Source organism: Candidatus Chloroploca sp. Khr17 (assembly GCF_004138165.1).
Lineage (GTDB): Bacteria > Chloroflexota > Chloroflexia > Chloroflexales > Chloroflexaceae > Chloroploca.
The window spans coordinates 193212-212087 of sequence record NZ_RYFF01000005.1 but is presented as its reverse complement, the minus strand read 5'-3'; the positions used below and the strand labels follow the sequence as shown (position 1 = coordinate 212087).

Here is an 18876-nt window from a genome sequence, read left to right as displayed (position 1 = left end):
CGACCGCCGCGCTCGTCACGTCCGGGGCCACCGTAGCTCCGCTCGCCCCGCTCGTACCCGCGTCCGCCACGCTCATCACGTCCAGCGCCGTAGCCACGCTCATCGCCACGACCGCCGCGCTCGTCACGTCCGGGGCCACCGTAGCTCCGCTCGCCCCGCTCGTACCCGCGTCCGCCGCGCTCATCGCGCTGATCGCGACGAGAATGAGGCGAAGTTCGATCATCATCAGGCCGTCTGGCGGCACGATCTTCGCGATCGCCAGAAACTTTCTTCACGCCAGCCGCACCCGCCGCACCTGCCGCAACGCCCGCAGCCACACGGCGCGATGAACCGGTCTCATCAGCATGCTCGGCCTCACGGTGCATCGAACGATCATCCGCACGCGCCTCATCAGCAAATGATGTCGGCGGCACATGCGTGCGCAACTCGGCAATCTCTTCATCGGTAAGGGTACGATACTCACGGATGGGCAAAGTACCAAGGGTGAGTTTACCTTCGCGCACACGGATCAGGCGTCGCACCTCGTAGCCCAGCGTTTTTGCTGTTTCACGGATCTGCCGTTTACGGCCTTCACGAAGCACCACCGAATACCAGACACCTTCATCGGTTGTTTCGGCGAGAGCGACCCTGGCCGGAGCGGTCATCTCGCCCTGAAGCAACAACCCATTCCGCCAATCGCGGAGGGCAACGGTCTCGAGGGGACGGTCAAGCAGAACGCGATATTCTTTCTCAACCTCAAAACGGGGATGGGTCAAATGATGGGTCAGTTCGCCATCATCAGTCAACAATAACAGCCCCTCACTATCAACATCAAGGCGGCCAACTGGAAAAATCCGTGCAGGCACCTGCACCAGATCGATCACCGTCGGGCGACCGTGGGGGTCTTCCACGGTTGAAACTACCCCAACCGGTTTATGTAACAACACATACGTACGACGACCGGGCTGCCGTACCGGCTCGCCATCAAGCATAATCACATCCTGCTCTGGATCAACTCTCAAACCTGGCTCTTGCACTACACGGCCATTAACTGTCACTCGTCCGGCAGCAATCAACCCTTCGCTATCACGACGCGAAGCAATGCCAGCACCCGCCAGCACTTTTTGCAGACGTTCTGCACCCAAAACACACCTTCTTCCGACCTTTTCAGGTCACGTCAAGAACGTGCTGGCCATCGCCGCGGCCTCACGCCGGGGCGCTCAGGCGAGCACACAGAGACATTGCTCTTTCTGGTTCGTTCGCAATGTACAATGTAGTATAGCATACTCATCCTGATCCAGAAGAAGCGACCAAGCCTCTGGAAGAGGAGGAAAAGTCAACCTGTTATGAGCAACGACGCAATACCACTGACACTGAAGTCTTTTCTCTCGACCTGGCTCTCCGAGCAGCTTGCCAAAGGCCAGGTTCAACAGGGTATGGTCGTTTCCACACAAGCCACCACACTCTATGCCGATTTGAGCGGGTTTACGCAACTCACCAGTGCCTTTGCGGATCAACCCGATGGGGCAAGCCAACTGCATGACACGTTGAACCACTATTACGCGACCTTGATTGACACGATCGGGACTTATGGTGGGGATGTGACCTCAATTGCAGGTGACGCCCTGACCGCCTGGTGGCCTGAGATAAGTGATCGCGAACTCGGATGTGCCTGTGGGGAAGCGTTACTCAGCACGATCAAGCGGTTTCCCGCGATCGTAACGCCACAGAGTTCGATCAAGCTACACCTGCGCATCGGCGTAAGCACAGGCTTGATCAACGGCCTCGTGGTGGGAACGCCTGAACATGGATGTCACTTCCTGCTCGCCGGGCCAGGACTCCGCGCTGCAATTGAAGCCAGGCAAACCTGCCCGCCCAAGCAACTCCGGTACGCCCTTGCCCCAGAAGCAGCCTGTGAGGTTGATCCTTCGCCCGCGTCAACAACCTCCACCATCGTATGGCACGACTTTCTACCACGGCCAATCGCGCAACAGTTGGCGAGGGATCAACTCGTTTCAGGCTATCGGCGTTGCCTTCCGGTATTTGCGGCCTTTGAAGTTCCCCCACAGCTAGGCGCACTCCATCTGGTTGTGCGCGACGTTCAGGGCGTGGTTGCACGATGGGGTGGGGAACTCAACGAAATTGAGCTTGGGGATAAAGGGCCTATCTTTGTGCTCCTCTTTGGGCGCAACGGTCTCCCCGAGCAAGGATCGTGCCAAGCCGTAGGATGCTGCCTTGAGTTGCGCCAACGTGGTCTGATTACATGCGCAGGCATCACGCTTGGGCAACTCTTTGTTGGGGCGGTGGGCAATACGCGGCGGCGTGTCTATACGGCACAAGGCGAAGAGATGAACCTGGCCGCCCATTTGATGCAACAGGCTCGCTCTGGTGACATTTTCGTTTCAGGGCGGGTTCATAGCGATATGATGGGTTGTTATCCGACCAGTGAGCCAGAGATGATCAGAACAAAAGGCCATCGCCAAGGCATTCCAGTGAATCGTGTGCTTGCATATGTGTTACCCTGAAAGTGAGAAGGTACTTGGGATACTGAAGATGAAAACATTACGTGAATTACTCGCCCATGTTGCGGTCGTCCAGATCATTGGCTCGCTGGATACACCCATTGCCGGGTTGGCCTATGACTCGCGGCAGGTGGTGCCAGGTGGCCTCTTTGTCGCCATCGCGGGGCACCATGTTGATGGGCATGCCTACATTGCACAGGCGCTTGCCCGTGGGGCGCGAGCCATCGTCGTTGATGCACGGCACCAGAGTGCGCATGCCTTGGAGGGTGCCACGCTGATCAAAGTGATTGATAGCCGGGTGGCCCTGGCACCCCTGGCAGCGGCTTTTTACGACTATCCTGCAACCCGGTTACGCACGATCGGCATAACGGGAACCAAAGGCAAGAGTACCACCACCGATCTCGTCAGTCAGTTGCTTGATGCATGTGGCAAGACGACCGGGCTCATCAGTACGGTTGATTTCAAAATAGGGAACCGCCGCTGGGCGAATACTACCCGTCAGAGCACCCCCGAGGCCCCTGATGTCCAGGCATTATTGACCGAGATGGTAGCGAACGGGTGTGATACCGCCGTGATCGAGGCAACCTCCCACGCCTTGTCAGCCAGCTGGAATCGCCTGAACGGATGCTATTTTGATGTGGCTGTCTTTCTCAATCTCAGCCACGAACACCTCGACTATCATGGCACATTTGAGCAGTATCGAGCCGATAAAACCCGCCTCTTTGCCATGCTCGATGAACCAGCGGTTGGAGCGACCCAAGGAACAAGCCTGCCCTGGGCCATTGCCAATGCTGATGACCCACACCACCACTTTTTTCTTGAGGAGGCTCCGGCGAAGGCGCACCAACTCACCTACGGGATCCTCAAAGCGGCTGAGGTCAAAGGCACCATCGTGCGCAGTGGGCCGACAGGCTCGCTCGTGCATGTGGCTACCCCGTGGGGTGAAGGCGAATTGAGCTTGCGGTTACCGGGCACCTTCAACATCAGTAACGCGCTCGCCGCGCTCAGTGTCACGCTCAGTCAGGAGGTGCCCCTGGAACGAGCGCTGGCCGCCCTCGCCACAACCCATGCCCCGCGTGGGCGTATGGAACCAGTTGAACGAGGCCAACCATTTGACGTCATTGTTGATTATGCGCACAGCCCAGGTTCGTTCGAGCAGGTGATGGGCATGCTCCGCCCGCTCGTGACGGGGCGCATGATCGCGGTCTTTGGCAGTGCTGGCGAACGTGATATCGCCAAACGGAGCCTGCAGGGCGCGATTGCCGGGCGTTACTGTGAGCTGCTGATCCTCACCGATGAAGATCCACGTGGCGAAGACCGCGAAGCAATCATCGAACAGATTGCCACAGGGGCACGTCAGGCGGGCCTGCGGCCCAATGAAGGGTATCTGTGCATCCCCGATCGTGCGCAGGCGCTGCGTACCGCGCTGGCAAAAGCATGCCCAGGCGACCTCGTCCTGCTGCTGGGCAAAGGACACGAAGGTAGCATCATCTATGCCGATCATGCCATCCCATGGGATGAAGCAGCCGAGGCACAGCAGGCGCTACGCGAACTTGGGTATAGACTCTCGGAAGCATGAGAGGAAGGAACGCATTGATCAAATACCGTTTGTTGGGCCGCACCGGGGTGCGCGTAGCACCAATCTGTATCGGAACGATGAATTTTGGCAATCCAACGCCAGAGGATGAAGCAGCGCGCATGCTTGATTGGGCACTTGATGCCGGGCTCAATTTCTTTGATACGGCGAACAGCTACAATGCCGGCGAAAGTGAAGCGATTATCGGTCGCGCCCTGGACATCAGTGGACGTCGCCACGAGGTTATCCTGGCAACCAAAGCCCACTATCCCACCGGGCCAGGCCCAAACGAGCGCGGCAATTCCCGCTTGCACTTGCTACGAGCTTGCGACGCCTCGTTGCAGCGCCTGAAAACCGACTATATCGATCTCTATCAGATCCACCGGCCTGATCCAACCGTGCCGGTTGAAGAAACCCTTGGCGTCCTGACCGATCTGGTGCGCCAGGGCAAAGTACGCTACATTGGCTGCTCGACGCATCCCGCCTGGCGCGTCATGGAAGCACTGATGATCAGCGAGATGAAGGGGTTGGCGCGTTACGTTTCAGAGCAACCGCCGTACAACCTGCTTGATCGGCGGATCGAAAATGAATTGGTACCGCTGTGCCAGGCCCACAACCTTGCGCTTATGCCCTGGTCACCAATGGCGCAGGGGGTACTGGCCGGGCGCTACCACGATGCCCATGCCGTACCAACCGACTCACGGGCAGCCTTACGGGGCGGCATCTACGCCGAGCGCGTGACCGTTGCTGGCGTTGAGGTAGGCAAGCGTTTTGTCGCGCTGGCCGAAGCGCATGGCATCGCCCCGGCCCACCTGGCCTTGCTCTGGGTCAAAGATCAGCCAGGCATCACCGCACCAATCTTCGGCCCGCGCACCCTGGCCCAACTCGAAGCGATGCTACCGGTGGCGACGATGCAACTCAGCGACGAACTCCGCGCCGCCTGTGACGAACTGGTACCGCCGGGCACCGCCGTCGTCAACTTTCACAATACAAGTGGGTGGATGCGCATGCGCGTTGCCTAAGCTCACGCGAAGGCGCGAAGGGTTACGCTCACGTACGCTAAAAACTTTGCGCCTTTGCGCCTTTGCGTCAAAAACCAGTCTTATGTGCCAAGCATTGGCTCTAGCTCGACCACCCGCCCGGCGGCGGCGCGGGTGAGGCGGTCACGGATCGCCAAGGCAAGACCAAGCGCACCCAGATCACGGGCAAGGATCAAGGTCGGTTGGCGCTGATCAAGGGCACGGAGCGCCGCATAGAGGTTGCGGGCGATCTGGGAAACATCGCCTGCTGGCCCGAGTGGTTCACAATCAACCTCAAGGTCAGCCAGGGCGGCCGCATCTTCGTCAGGCACCAGCAACCCCACCCGATGCCCGAGAGCAAGTTCGGCACACACACGCTCGCGTAACCAACTCTGCATCGCAGCGGGTGAACCACGCACAAACCAGAGCGGCGTCACCGGTGCGTAGTGACGCTCAAGCAGGCCAGGCGAGGCAAGGCCAGTGCCTACGCCTGTGGGCTGACGTTGACCAACCAGCACCGGGCCAAGCCGATCCCGCAGGGCTTCGAGGCTCACCCCACCGGGGCGAAGCAGGGTCGGGATCGGCGTTGTGAGATCGAGCACCGTCGACTCAACCCCAATCGTCGTTGGCCCGCCATCAAGGATCGCCTCAATGCGCCCATCAAGATCGGCAAGCACATGCGCCGCCGTTGTCGGACTCGTATAGCCAAAACGATTCGCACTCGGTGCGGCAATCGGAAGGCCAGCCTCCCTCAGTAACGCACGCGCCACCGGGTGCGCCGGAATGCGCACCGCCACCGTCGGGCGACCGGCCGTCACTGCAAGGGGAAGATCAGGGCCACGTGGCACAATCAGCGTCAACGGACCGGGCCAGAAAGCCTCGGCAAGCAGCATCGCCGCCACAGGCAGCCCTGCGGTGACCCGGGGAAGCTCGGCGACATCAGCGAGATGAACAATGAGCGGATCCTCAGCGGGACGACCCTTGGCCGCAAAAATACGGGCCACAGCCGCCTCATCAAGCGCCGACCCGCCAAGGCCATAGACCGTCTCGGTAGGAAAAGCTACTAACCAACCGGCCCGCAACAGTGCAGCGGCTGTCGCAAGGCCCTCAGCATCAACCGGCAAAATTCGGGTCAGCTTGCGCATAGCAGAAAACTACGGCTTTCCATAGCCCAGGGCACGAGCGATGGTACTCATCATGGCACGTTCATCGAGGCTCATCGACTGTGCAGCGACACCAAAGAGTCCCGCTTCATTGTGCGCCCAGGCAACGTGTTCAGCAAGGTGAATCACAAACTCACGGTAGGCGTCCAATTCTTCGGGCGTAGCACGCTCGCGCAGCAGGGCAACGGCGCGGCTACAGAGATCCACTGCCTCATCGACAATACTGGCATAGGCATACCGCGCAGCACCACTCTCGGGTCGGCGCTCGGGATCAAGCCAGGCCACAATCTCTGCCCCAAGTTCAATCTGGGCAAAATGCTCACCAGCAGCACGCCACCCCTTCATCATCGCCTCGGCCTCACTGCGACCGCCGCCAGGCGAAGCCAGCGCCACCGCAGCGCCAGCGGCGAGCGGCGCATCGCCAAGCAACGTCCACTCAGCCGCCTTGAAACTCTCGCGTCGCGTCATTCCCACCTCCATGCATGATGAGCTGTGAAGCAAAAACCGTTACAATGGGGGAAACCCATCATAACGGCTTTACGCGTGTGGAGCCAATGCGGGGGCTCGAACCCCGGACCTGCTGTTTACGAAACAGCTGCTCTACCAACTGAGCTACATTGGCATGCGGATGATACGGCCACAAGCATAAAGATTGTAGCGGCAAATGCGATGCCTGTCAAGCCGTCGGGTGCAACAACGCAACTGAATGCACAGCTTTCGCGTCACATCAAAGGCATTTTCATCTGGCCTGGTGTGCTATAATCAGAATACTAGGTATACGCTACGATCACCGATCACGATCGGGCGTCAGGGAGGGTCTGTGCACGAGGAGACACCCGTTCTCTTCAATTTTCCTTCATCGAAACCCGATAGCACGCTGCACGATTCCTCTCCCGTAGAGCGCGATTTGATCGTGTTGCCGCTTTCTGATACCGTGCTCTTTCCACACATGCTGGCCCCGATCTTTCTGGTGGACGATGCGGCACTTGCGGCGACCGACCTGGCCCTCGACGGGGATCGTACCGTCCTGGCCCTGGCCCGCCGTGAACTCACCCTCGGAACGACGGGGCTCAGTGATCTCTACACGATCGGGGTAGAGGCCATTATTCAGCGTTCACGCAAAATGCCTGATGGCACGACCAGTGTGGTGCTCGAAGGACGGCGGCGCATGCGCATTGTCAGTGCGCTCGAGCACGACCAGGCTCTGCGCGTACGTGCGGTGGCCATTGAACATCACGGTGAACATACGATCGCCATCGAAGCGATGATGCGTGCGGTACGGTCGCTCTTCGAGAAGGTTGTGCGTCTGTCGCGCACGTTGCCCGATGATGCCTATATGATGGCCTTGAATGTCGATGACCCCGGTGGACTAGCCGATCTCATTGCGTCAACCTTGCCGATCAGCATCGCCAATCGCCAGCAGATTCTTGAAACAGTTGATCCCGAAGAACGCCTCCATCGCATCAGTACCCTGCTCACGCAGGAACTTGATCTGCTTGAGTTGGAGAGCCGGATCCAATCTCAGGTGCAAAAAGAAGTTGACCGGAGCCAACGTGAGTTTTTCTTGCGTGAACAACTCAAGGTGATCCAGCGCGAGCTTGGGCAAGAAGATCCCACCCAGCGTGAAATGGCCTCGTTGCGGTCACGCATGGCGGCAACGCATCTTCCTGTCAAGGCCCGCGCACGGGCCGAAGAGGAGCTTGGTCGCCTCGAGGCAATGTCGCCGGTAACGCCTGAATATGCGGTCATCCGCACATATGTTGAGTGGATCCTGAACTTGCCATGGTCAATCACCACTGAGGAAGCGATTGATCTGCGCAAGGCAGCCAAGGTGCTTGATGAGCATCACCATGGGCTCGCCAAGGTGAAGGATCGCATTCTTGAGTTTATTGCTGTTCGTCAGTTGGCCGGTCATAATCAGCGCGCACCAATCCTCTGCCTTGTAGGACCACCAGGCGTCGGCAAAACCAGCCTCGGACGCAGCATTGCTGAAGCGATTGGCTGCGCATTTGTGCGCTTGAGCCTCGGCGGCGTACGCGATGAGGCCGAAATTCGCGGCCATCGCCGAACGTATATCGGCGCTATGCCCGGACGGATCCTTCAACGGATGAAAGAAGCCGGAACGCTGAATCCCGTCTTTATGCTCGATGAAGTCGATAAACTCGGGGCCGATTTCCGCGGCGATCCCGCCGATGCCTTGCTGGAAGTCCTTGATCCCGAACAAAATTCATCGTTTTCCGATCATTATCTCGATCTACCTTTCGATCTTTCACAGGTGTTTTTTGTTACAACAGCCAACTATCTTGATGACATCCCCGAGCCGTTGCTCGACCGGATGGAAGTGATTACCCTCCCTGGCTATACCGAAGACGAGAAACTCCAGATTGCCCGCCGTTTTCTTGTCCCACGCCAGCAGGTTGCGAGCGGGCTGGTTGATACCCCGCTACGCTTTGGGCAACCAACCCTGACGACCCTTATCCGAAGCTACACGTATGAAGCAGGGGTGCGTAACCTCGAGCGCGAGATCGGATCGATCTGTCGCAAGACGGCACGCCGCATTGCGGAAGGCCGGACGTATCCGCGTGTGATCACACCAAAATTGGTCGAGAAGTTGCTCGGACCGCCGCGCTACGAGACGAATACCGCCGAGAGCAGTGCCCAGATCGGGTTGGCGACAGGTATGGTTTACACCGGTGCTGGTGGCGATACGATGCCGGTTGAAGTGTCGTTGATGGAGGGCAAAGGGGTGCTGACGCTGACCGGCCAACTTGGTGAGGTGATGCAAGAGTCAGCGCAGGCGGCCCTATCGTACACGCGCGCCAATGCAACAGCCCTGGGTATTGATGTACGGCGCTTCGAAAAACTCGATATCCATATCCACGTCCCCGAAGGTGCCACCCCGAAAGAGGGGCCTTCAGCAGGGATGACCATTGCCGTCGCGCTGATCTCGGCGCTGACCGGGCGCACAGTACGCCATGATCTTGCCATGACCGGCGAAATCACGCTGCGGGGCAATGTCTTGCCCATCGGCGGGGTCAAAGAGAAACTGCTCGGCGCCTTGCGGGCAGGCATTACCGAGGTCATCCTGCCACAAAAGAATAGCCGGGATCTGGTCGAAGTTCCTAACTCTACCCGCTCGCGCCTGACAGTTCACCTGGTCAACCATCTTGATCAGGTGCTTGAGCTTGTCCTTGGCCCACCCCCACCTGAACCCGAAAAACGCACCATTCGCTCGGTACTAGCCCGTTCCCGCTAAACGCGATAGCAAGAAGAGAGGGCGTGCCCACCACGTAGCTGCGCTACGTGGTTGGCACGCCCTCTCTTCTTGACAAGCCTCTAATCAAGCAACAGATTATCAATCAAACGCACACTGCCGAGGCGTGCAGCAAGTGAGATCAGTGCCCCACGCGCTCCGATCGTGTCAAGTTCGAGCAAGGTCATCGGATCGGCAAGACTGATGTACTCTGGTTTCACGAGTGGTTCACTTGCCAAGAGATCGGCGATCTGCTGACGCAAGCGCGTTGCATCACGTTCACCCGCCTGATAGGAGTGCGCAGCCGCAGATAACGCACGGTAGATCACGGGCGCAGCCGCTCGTTGCTCACTGGTAAGGTAGGTATTGCGACTGCTCATCGCTAACCCATCGGGTTCACGGACAGTAGAAGCAACGACAATCGTGGTGGGTATATTCAGGTCACGCACCATCTGGCGGACCACAACGGTCTGCTGCGCGTCTTTCTGGCCAAAATAGGCTCGGGTCGGTTGCACAATATTGAGGAGCTTGCACACCACCGTTGCCACCCCCCGAAAATGGGTTGGGCGGGCCGCGCCTTCAAGCACTTCATCGGCGGCAGGCAATACAACATAGGTACCAAAACCTTCGGGATACATCTCGCCTGGTGCAGGGGTAAAGACCAGGTCAACCCCTTCGGCTTCGAGCAGGCGCAGATCGCGTTCGAGATCTCGCGGGTAACGCGAAAAATCTTCGCGCGGGCTAAACTGCGTCGGGTTGACAAAGATACTCACCGCCACAGCGCCACATTCTTCACGCGCACGGCGCACAAGACTGAGGTGCCCCTCGTGCAGGTAGCCCATCGTCGGGACAAGGCCGATCTGGTCAAACTTGGCCCGCGCCGTACGAACGGCGTCAATTGTTGTCAATACTTGCATGCGTTGCATTACGATCCTACTCCTCAGCGAGTGTGACATAGCAGACGGCACCTAACGGCGTACACAATGCTTACGCTTGACCCGCTTTGCTCTGACTCAGAGCAGCCTGCAGCTCCGCCTCGTCCATCCGTGCGCTATGCTCGGCCCCGGGGAAGGTACCTTCACGGACTTCGGTCGCATACATTTGCAACGCAGCCTCCACGGTCTCCACCAGACTCGCATACCGTTTGGCGTGACGAGGCTTGAAATCGCTGTAGAGACCGAGCATATCATGCCAGACCTGCACCTGACCCGAGCAGTGAACCCCTGCCCCGATGCCAATGGTGGGGATGCGCAAGTGCGCCGTGATTTCACGTGCTAGTGCGCCCGGCACCAACTCGAGCACAATGCCAAAGGCCCCTGCCTCTTCAAGAGCGAGGGCATCATCAATCAAGCGTGCGGCCCCTGAAGATGTTTTGCCCTGAACACGGGTGCCAATTTGATGTACTGATTGCGGCGTAAAGCCGATATGCCCCATCACTGGAATGCCCAGGTTCACCAGACGCCGCACAATCGGGGCGACCTCGGCGCCTCCTTCGAGTTTGACCGCCTGAGCGCCACACTCCTGCATAATGCGCCCGGCACTCTGAATGGCTTGGTCAACCGTTGTATAGGTCAGAAACGGCAGATCGCCGATCACCAGAGCCTGACGACTGCCACGCACGACCGCTTTGATATGATGGATCATGTCATCGAGCGTGACATGCACCGTTGAGTCATAGCCGAGCACCACCATGCCGAGCGAATCACCCACGAGAATCATGGGAATACCCGCCCGATCGGCCATCTGCGCCGAAGTATAATCGTAGGCAGTCACCATCGGGATACGTTCACCCCGATCTTTGAGCTTCTGAATATCAAGAATATTTGTTCGCATATAACCTCCTGCCAGGGGCGTGAGCGTGCGCAGCCTGTGTGCGCAAACCCGGCTCACTATTGTAACATAGGGGAGATGCGTTCCGAAAGAGGCTTGACGATTTCACACGTAGACCTGCTGCGGGCAGCACAAAAGGCCAGTTTTGCTGGCCTTTTGTGCTGCCCAGCGTGTGCTTAGGCTGAGACGGGGATCTCTTCCGGCTCGTTCGTGAGGTCGCGCAAGGTGTTGAGATCACGGATACGTTCGGTAAAGAGGATGCCTTGCAGATGGTCAATTTCGTGCTGAAGTGCCCAACCAAGCAACCCGTCAGCCTTGCGCAAACGGCGCGTTTTGCCACTCAATTCCTGGTACTCGACCGTCACCCAGGTCTGGCGAGGCACCTGGCCAAACCAACCAGGCAGACTCAGGCAACCTTCGTCGCGCATGATCTCTTCGCCACTCGTTTTGACAATCTTGGGATTGCACAACACGTAACGCTCAGAAGGGGCAACCTCGACTTCGGTGCCATCCTCTTGCTGCTCGTATTCAGGTGGGATTTCAATAATGCAGAGTTGAATGGGCAGGCCGACCTGCGGCGCCGCCAGGCCAACCCCATTGGCAGCTTCCATAGTCTCAAACATATCAGCAACAAGTTGCTTGAGCGTGCGATCAGGAAGCTTGACTGGACGGCAGTTCGTCTTCAGAACTTTTTTGTCTTCTGGATGATCAATGCGAAAAATACGCCGCTGTGCCATAGGTTTCTTTCTTCCGGGTTGCTATCCCAACCCTAACGGGTTTAGTGTTTGTGTGCGTGCTCGCGGCTACACCGCGAGCACGCACACTTTACCGTTACAAATTCAGTATACCATTATAACATGCAACCTCACGGGCCTAACGACAGTTACAACACATGCACCGGATCAACATCAACCATCCAACCCGGGGCCGGGCCAAGATCATCGAGCAACCTGGTAACGGCATTGGCATCAGGCGTAATAGGCATGCGCACAATAAGGTGCCAGCGCCAACGCCCTCGGATCTGCTGGATAAAGGCTGGGGCCGGGCCAATGAGACTCCAGTTTTCTCGACGCTGACTGGTGATGAGGTTCTGCAGGCGTTCGGCGAGTTGTTCGGCGGCGCGCCTGGCCGCCGGTTCACCAGAACTGGCATAGACAAAGCGCACCAAACGGCTAAACGGAGGATAGCCGATTTCGCGCCGATAGGCGATCTCCTGGAGAAAAAAGGCCCGATAGTCGTGTTCCTGGGCGGCGAGCAAGGCGTAATGCTCGGGATTGTAGGTCTGAATGACCACTTCCGCCCCAGACGTGCGGCGCCCCGCCCGGCCTGCCACCTGGGTCAGCAGTTGAAACGCTCGCTCGCCACTGCGAAAATCGGGTAGGTGCAGACCGGTGTCGGCGGCAACGACCCCGACGAGCGCAACAAAGGGGAGATCGAGACCCTTGGCGATCATCTGGGTACCCACCAGGATATCAACCTCGCGTCGCAAGAGCAGGTCTAACATGCGCCCATGGGCACCTTTGCCGCTGGCTGTGTCGCGATCCCAGCGCATGACACGCGCCGCAGGAAGCAATTCGGCGACCGCTTCGGCGACACGCTGGGTGCCAACGCCAAAGCGACGAATCCGTGTGCTCATACATTGGGGGCAGACCGGCGGCACCGCTGCGCGACTCCCGCATGAATGGCAGATCAGAACCGAGGCGGGTTCCGCCACTTGCGCAGCCTCACGTGAGGAGCGTTCATTGACCGAGGAAGGGGGCGGGTCTTCCTCGTAATGCAGCGTCATCGGGCCACTACACACCCCACAATTGACCACATACCCACAGTCTCGACACATCACAAAACTGGCCGCCCCGCGTCGGTTGAGAAAGAGGATGCACTGTTCACCACGCTCAAACGCCGCGATCAGGCTCTGCTGCAAAACCCGGCTAAAGATCGAGCGGTTGCCCTGTTGCAATTCGTGACGCATATCAATGAGGCGCACCGGCGGCAACAGCAACGGGGCTGAACGGGCTTGCGCGTTGGGGCCAAGGCCACTGACCCGTTCACGCAATTCGAGCAGACGATACGTGCCTTGCGTAGCCCGATGATAGCTTTCCACTGCGGGCGTTGCACTCCCGAGAATGACGACACTTTTAGTCAAAGTTGCGAGGTGCAGCGCACAATCACGGGCATGGTAACGTGGGGCCGCATCGTGTTTATACGTGAGCTCGTGCTCTTCATCAATCACAATCAGGCCGAGATCAGGCAAGGGCGCAAAGACCGCCGAACGCGACCCGATCGCAAGGCGTGCCTCGCCGCGCCGCAAGCGACGCCACTCGTCGTAGCGTTCACCGAGGCTCAGACCGCTATGCAACACGGCGATCTGACCGGCGAAACGCGCCGCAAACCGGCGCACCAACTGCGTCGTCAGGGCAATCTCGGGTACCAGCACCAACGCCTGATGCCCAAGCCGCAGCGCCCGCGCAATGGTGCGCAAATAAACCTCGGTTTTTCCACTCCCAGTGATGCCATGCAACAAAAAGACCGCTGAACCCTCCGGAGCTTCAAGTGCCGTGACAATCGCTTCATACGCGGTACGTTGATCCGGACTCAACACCGGGGGCTGATCAGGGACAACATCATCACCGGCCAACGGATCGCGCCGTACCTCGCGCTGCTCAAGGGCAATCAGGCCGCGCTGCTCTAACATACGCAAGAGCGCGGCATTGGTGCCGGTTGCGGCATAGATCGCGCTGACCGGCAAAGCGACGGGCGAAGCCTCATCAGCAATGGATGCGGGCGGCTCGCCCACCCTTGGATACGCGGGCGAGTTGAGCGCCCCAGTTGCTTCAGCCGGGAAAGCAGGGGATGGCAAAGCAAAGCCTGCTTGATCAGCCATCCACTCGATCACAGCAGCCTGCCTGGGGGCACGACGCAACGCTTCCAGCGTGGGGCCGAGTTGCGCTGGTTCAATAGCGAGTTGGGCAAAACGTACCGTGCGGGGGCGCGCCCCCGGCGGTGTCTGCGCCGTCCCAGACGCGACGAGGCCACGCTCATAGAGGGCGCGATAGATGGTGCGCAGTTCGGTATCGGTACCACGCAAGGCCGCCCGCAAATCGCGTTCACGCTGCTCACCGTGCAGGCGCAAATAGTAGAGGATCGCACGCTCGCCTTCAGGCAGACTGCCCAGATCCACCAACATGCCGGCTGGCGTCGCCCGCCAGGTCAACTCGGCTTGCTGCCGCACCCCCGGCGGCAGCAAGAGACTCAAGGCGTCGTAGAGAGGCGCACGATAGGTCGTGGCAACCCACTGGGCCAGATCCAGGCCCACCGGGGTCAGGTAGCCTTCGGGATCGCCCAGCGCATCCAGTTCGCGCAGCCCCGTAGCTTCACCCCCGGCAGGGGCAACCCGCAAGACAACGCCCTGCACCCGGCGACGACGTAACGGCACCCAGACAAGGCGTCCGGGCGCAATCAACGCCTGGAGTGCAGGCGGCACGAGATAGGTGAGCACGGGGCTCTTGTCAAGGCCAAGACGCGCCCTGAGGGCCACGTCGGCAATCAGCGACGGCATCTGCTTGGATTCCTATAGCCTAGTAGGGTGTAACGTAAGTTTCCCGGTAGCGCCGCCGACCACGAAGAACCCTCACGAAGAAACGAAAACAGGCTTTGTGACGCACGTATTCGTTTCTTCGTGGCCCCCTTCGTGGACGGCTGAGGACGCCAGAAAATTTAGTTGACAGACTACTAAGTAGTCTGTGAACGAACGATCAACGCTTGATCAACGGCACAAAGACCTTGTTATCCAATTGTGGCCGCTCACCAAGGTTGCGATCGCCCGTATTCGAACTGTAACTCTGCCCAGTCGTGGCGATCAAGGCAAAGGGTTGCGAGCCAAAGACTGCATTGAGTGCGGTTGCCCGGACGATAATGCGGTAGGTACCAGCAGCCGGATTCTCGATCCGCACGCCCTCGACATTGTTGATCTGGTCAGCCTGGCCGTTGCCAAGGAACTGCGTTTGATCGGGGGCAATTACCACTAGATCGAGATTGTTGACGAGTGTCCGGGCTGCGCTTGCCTGTGCAGGCGGATCAGTCCAGACTAGCGTCACATAGAGCCCATTGCCACTCGGCGGGGGCTCGGTGCCGCCACCGCCACCACCGCTGCCGGTGATCTGGAACTGCGCACTCGCCTGGCGTGAACCCTGGGTTGCCCGCAGCGTGTAGGTACCCGGCGGAATATTGGCATTGGTCGTCAGAGCAACCTCGAAGGTTCCATCCGGCCCAGCCGCGAGCTCACCAATGGCCTCGCCATCGAGATCAAACTGGATCGACTGAGATGGCGCAAAGCCACTGCCCTGGAAGACAAAGCCCGAGCCCGGCGCACCGGTCTGGGGCGCAACGGTCATCACCGGTTGATCGCTGCTGACAGCGGTCACCTGGAACTGCGCCGAGGCGGTGCGACCGGCGCTATCGGTGAGTGCGACTGGATAGGTGCCAGCCGGGGTATTCGAGGCGGTGCGCAGGGTGACACCGACCTCACCATTGATATTGCTGCCCACCGTACCAAGATTCTGACCATTGACGGCCAGCGTGATATTGCTATCGTTGGGGCTAAAGCCCGCCCCGGCGACCCCAAATTCGGTACCGGCAGGCCCGGTCGAGGGCGTAATCACGACTTCAGGCGTTACACCACCAACAATCGTCAGCGTCGTACCCGCCGTACGATTCGCCACATCGCTCATCACCACCGTCCGCTGCCCAGGGGCAATCCCAGCGTCGGTCTGCAAATAGGCCAGCACATCGCCGCGGGCATCGGCATAGACCGTACCAAGGACATTTTCGGGGCTAGCACAACTCGTATTGCAGACCTGCACCGGGAAATAGGGCACCGCATTGATTGCCTCCAGCAAAAAGGTCGAGCCAGGAGGCCCCGCCGCAGGCACCGCCGCCAGCGCCATATCGGGATAGTCGATCTGCAAGAGCACATCGTCAACGAAGGCTGACATATGTGGTAACGCACCATCCCCATTGGTAAAGAGAGCAAGGTAGCCCGACATACCGGCGAGTGCCGCACGCTGATCGGCAGTAAAGGCGGCCTGGGCTTGATAGATCGTCAAGCGATCGAGGCCAGTACCATCCCAACACGACGCGATCCCGGGGATCACAGCCCCTGACGGATCGATTAACGCAAAACAGAATTGATCGAATCCAAGATCAAAATCAGCCATCGCAAAGAGGAACTGTATACCACTGGCGTTGGCACTATCAATGGTGCGCGGGAAGCTGACCGGGTAGAAGATCGCATCATTGACCGGGGTGCCACCGAGCCAGATCGAGGCATTGCCATTGATCACTGGCTCGTCAAGCGCACGACTCGTACGCAACGGGGCCCCCTGGCCCAGCCAGAGTTGACTGAAGTTTTGCCAGCCTGGATCTTCAAAATCACCACCAAGCACCACGTTGTAGGCAAAGGCACTGGTAGTAGCACCATCCTGCACCGGCGTGATCTGCAGGTTCAAGGCACCCTGACCAGTGATCGTTGGCACGGCAAGCGGGCTATTCAGCCCAGGCAGGCCAGTTTTATCGACACCCATACTATCGGGAATAAGCGAGGTAACCGGCGGCTGATCGTAACCCGGCACCGTCTGGAGGCTCACGTCATCAGCGGCAAACCGCATACGACCCTGGATCGCAGGAGTGCCACTGGCAGTCATATAAGCGGCAGGGTTTTCGGTCAACACAGGCGCCGGTGACTGGACAAAGAGCGTACCAGCCGGGGTACTCCCGGCGACCTGCACCGTGAACTCGCGCTCTTGGCCGTTCGTCAGGCCACTGCGATTATCCTCAAAAACGGCATAGTTGGCCTCAAGAATATTCTTGAGGTCAACCCGGCCCCAGCCACTATCAAAGTTGGGCAGAGCCCCAGGCATGCGCGCCGTCCCGTGAATGAGCAACCCCTTGAGCAACGCCGCACTCGGATCGGCTACCCCACGCTCGCCCGTCACCCACTCACGCACCTGCGTCGCAACCCCAGCAGTCAGCGGTGTCGCCATCGACGTTCCACTTGAATAGGCATAGGGCACCCCAGGGGCCACTGGCTCAAGGCCCGTCGCCTGAGCACCGAGCACCGACAGAATATTGGTGCCAGGGGCCACGAGGTCGGGCTTCAACCGCCCATCAGCCGTTGGCCCACGCGACGAAAAATCGGCGACCTGATTGGGATTATCCGAAGATGGCCCAAGCGCAGGACGGTTATTCTCCGAGGCCCCGACCGTCAAAATATTTTTGGCTGAGCCAGGCGAACCAATCGTCTGTGACCCATTGCGTCCGGCATTACCCGCCGAGTAGAGCACCAGATAATTCTGGTTGCGCCAGATATAGTCATCAACAACCATCGAGTTCTGGGTATAGGCCCCCTGTGCATTCGAACCCCAGCTATTGGTCGAGATGCGGGCACCATTCTCATAGCCAAGGGCAATGTAGTTGCCATTGACCGGCACACATTGAATACCCGACGAACCATCGGTATTCATCGCCATAAAGACCATGCGCGCCTTTGGTGCCGGGCCAGCGTGTGACGTTCCATACTCATTATTGGCCGGCACTGCCCCCGACTGCGAACCATTGCCAAGCACCGAACCGGCGACGTGGGTTCCGTGACCATTCAGGTCAGTCCAGGAGGTTTTCGCGGCACACTGCGGTACCCCTGGCAGCATCTCGCTGGGGGCAAAGGCCCGCACTAGGCTCCCCTGGAAATCTGGGCTCAACTGACTGACATCGGTTCCCTGGCCAACACTCAACCCCGAGTCAGAGATCGCGACAATCTGGCCTGCGCCATACAGCCCGCGGCTCTGCCAGATCGCCTCGACGCCCATGATCCGCCGACCCTCGGCATTGGTCAGATCGGGGGCAAGATAGGGTTCGATCCAGGCAATCGCGGGATGGGCAGCAAGCTCGGCGAGACTAGCCAGGGGAAGCGTCGCCCGCACAACGGCACCTGTCGCAAGCGCGGCGCTATCCTCGATCACGGCACCCTGGCCGCGCAAAAACATGCGCAGAGCGGGCAACGACTCGCCCGGATGCGCAATGATCGTCACCTGGCTGCGGGCATCGGCAAGCTGCGGACCCGTCATCACCGCCGTCATTGCCGGGGCAAGCTTATAGGCCGGTTGATACGCCCCGAGCCAGCGCACCGCATACATCGCCCGCACCTTCGCCACATCCTCCGGCGCAAGGTGCACCACATGCGTATGCTCGGGCAGATAGCCGAGCACCTGAGCCCCAAGGCGCTCAAGCTGAGCGAGCCATGCCGCCTGCACTGGCCCGGTAAACTGGACAAGATAGTACGGATTTTCGCCACCAGGAACCGCGCTCAAAAGCGGGCTGCGCGGTTCACGATCAACAAGGGGATCAAAGACACCAGCCTGAAGATAGATCGGCTGCTGGAACGCGGGTTGCCGACTCTCTGCAACCGAAACCATGCCTACCATCAGCAGAATGGCAAAAAAGAGGGCCAGAGACGTAGTAAAACGCCGCATAACATTACCTC

12 protein-coding genes and 1 tRNA gene are annotated in these 18876 nt (G+C 59.2%); 4 read left to right on the top strand and 9 right to left on the bottom strand.

Annotated features, from left to right (window positions below; all coding sequences use genetic code 11):
- Window positions 1–1124: pseudouridine synthase (locus EKD05_RS05270; RefSeq protein ID WP_165360595.1), on the bottom strand; the 1124-nt coding region annotated here is incomplete at its 3' end.
- 201 nt (window positions 1125–1325) lie between these two features.
- Between EKD05_RS05270 and EKD05_RS05265 the strand changes: the two genes are divergently transcribed.
- From EKD05_RS05265 to EKD05_RS05255, 3 genes are read left to right on the top strand one after another with little or no spacing between them, the layout of a single operon-like run.
- Entirely contained in the window at window positions 1326–2504 is a 1179-nt protein-coding gene (locus EKD05_RS05265; RefSeq protein ID WP_129671384.1) for an adenylate/guanylate cyclase domain-containing protein, read from the top strand.
- Window positions 2505–2532: 28 nt separating this feature from the next.
- Entirely contained in the window at window positions 2533–4080 is a 1548-nt protein-coding gene (locus EKD05_RS05260) for a UDP-N-acetylmuramoyl-L-alanyl-D-glutamate--2,6-diaminopimelate ligase (protein WP_205703863.1), read from the top strand.
- 17 nt (window positions 4081–4097) lie between these two features.
- The gene (locus tag EKD05_RS05255) at window positions 4098–5099 is read left to right on the top strand and encodes an aldo/keto reductase (protein WP_205703864.1); all 1002 of its coding nucleotides are present in this window, start codon (window positions 4098–4100) and stop codon (window positions 5097–5099) included.
- Window positions 5100–5179: 80 nt separating this feature from the next.
- Here EKD05_RS05255 and EKD05_RS05250 read toward each other — a convergent pair whose 3' ends face one another.
- The 3 genes from EKD05_RS05250 to EKD05_RS05240 form a co-directional block, all read right to left on the bottom strand.
- A complete protein-coding gene (locus EKD05_RS05250) occupies window positions 5180–6241 on the bottom strand; it encodes an L-threonylcarbamoyladenylate synthase (protein ID WP_129671382.1) in 1062 nt (353 codons plus the stop codon).
- Between the two features lie 9 nt (window positions 6242–6250).
- The gene (locus EKD05_RS05245; RefSeq protein ID WP_129671381.1) at window positions 6251–6727 is read right to left on the bottom strand and encodes a hypothetical protein; all 477 of its coding nucleotides are present in this window, start codon (window positions 6725–6727) and stop codon (window positions 6251–6253) included.
- Between the two features lie 78 nt (window positions 6728–6805).
- Window positions 6806–6881 (bottom strand) — tRNA-Thr (locus EKD05_RS05240).
- Between the two features lie 198 nt (window positions 6882–7079).
- Between EKD05_RS05240 and lon the strand changes: the two genes are divergently transcribed.
- Complete coding sequence (gene lon, locus EKD05_RS05235) at window positions 7080–9515, top strand: endopeptidase La (RefSeq protein WP_240695645.1); 2436 nt, start codon at window positions 7080–7082, stop codon at window positions 9513–9515.
- A gap of 80 nt (window positions 9516–9595) precedes the next feature.
- Here lon and panC read toward each other — a convergent pair whose 3' ends face one another.
- The 5 genes from panC to EKD05_RS05210 all read right to left on the bottom strand — a co-directional run bounded on the left by panC (window position 9596) and on the right by EKD05_RS05210 (window position 18865).
- A complete protein-coding gene (gene panC / locus EKD05_RS05230) occupies window positions 9596–10429 on the bottom strand; it encodes a pantoate--beta-alanine ligase (protein WP_129671395.1) in 834 nt (277 codons plus the stop codon).
- 70 nt (window positions 10430–10499) lie between these two features.
- Window positions 10500–11345 carry a 3-methyl-2-oxobutanoate hydroxymethyltransferase gene (gene panB / locus EKD05_RS05225; RefSeq protein ID WP_129671379.1) on the bottom strand — a complete coding sequence of 282 codons (846 nt, stop codon included), beginning with the start codon at window positions 11343–11345 and terminating at the stop codon, window positions 10500–10502.
- A gap of 173 nt (window positions 11346–11518) precedes the next feature.
- Window positions 11519–12079 (bottom strand): peptide deformylase, encoded by a 561-nt coding sequence (gene def, locus EKD05_RS05220; RefSeq protein ID WP_129671378.1) that lies wholly within the window; start codon window positions 12077–12079, stop codon window positions 11519–11521.
- 146 nt (window positions 12080–12225) lie between these two features.
- Window positions 12226–14898, bottom strand: a complete 2673-nt coding sequence (priA, locus tag EKD05_RS05215) for a primosomal protein N' (RefSeq protein WP_129671377.1) — start codon at window positions 14896–14898, stop codon at window positions 12226–12228.
- A 196-nt stretch (window positions 14899–15094) separates the two neighbouring features.
- Window positions 15095–18865: a S8 family serine peptidase gene (locus EKD05_RS05210; RefSeq protein WP_129671376.1), complete on the bottom strand. Its 3771-nt coding sequence runs from the start codon at window positions 18863–18865 to the stop codon at window positions 15095–15097.
- Window positions 18866–18876: the final 11 nt, after the last annotated feature.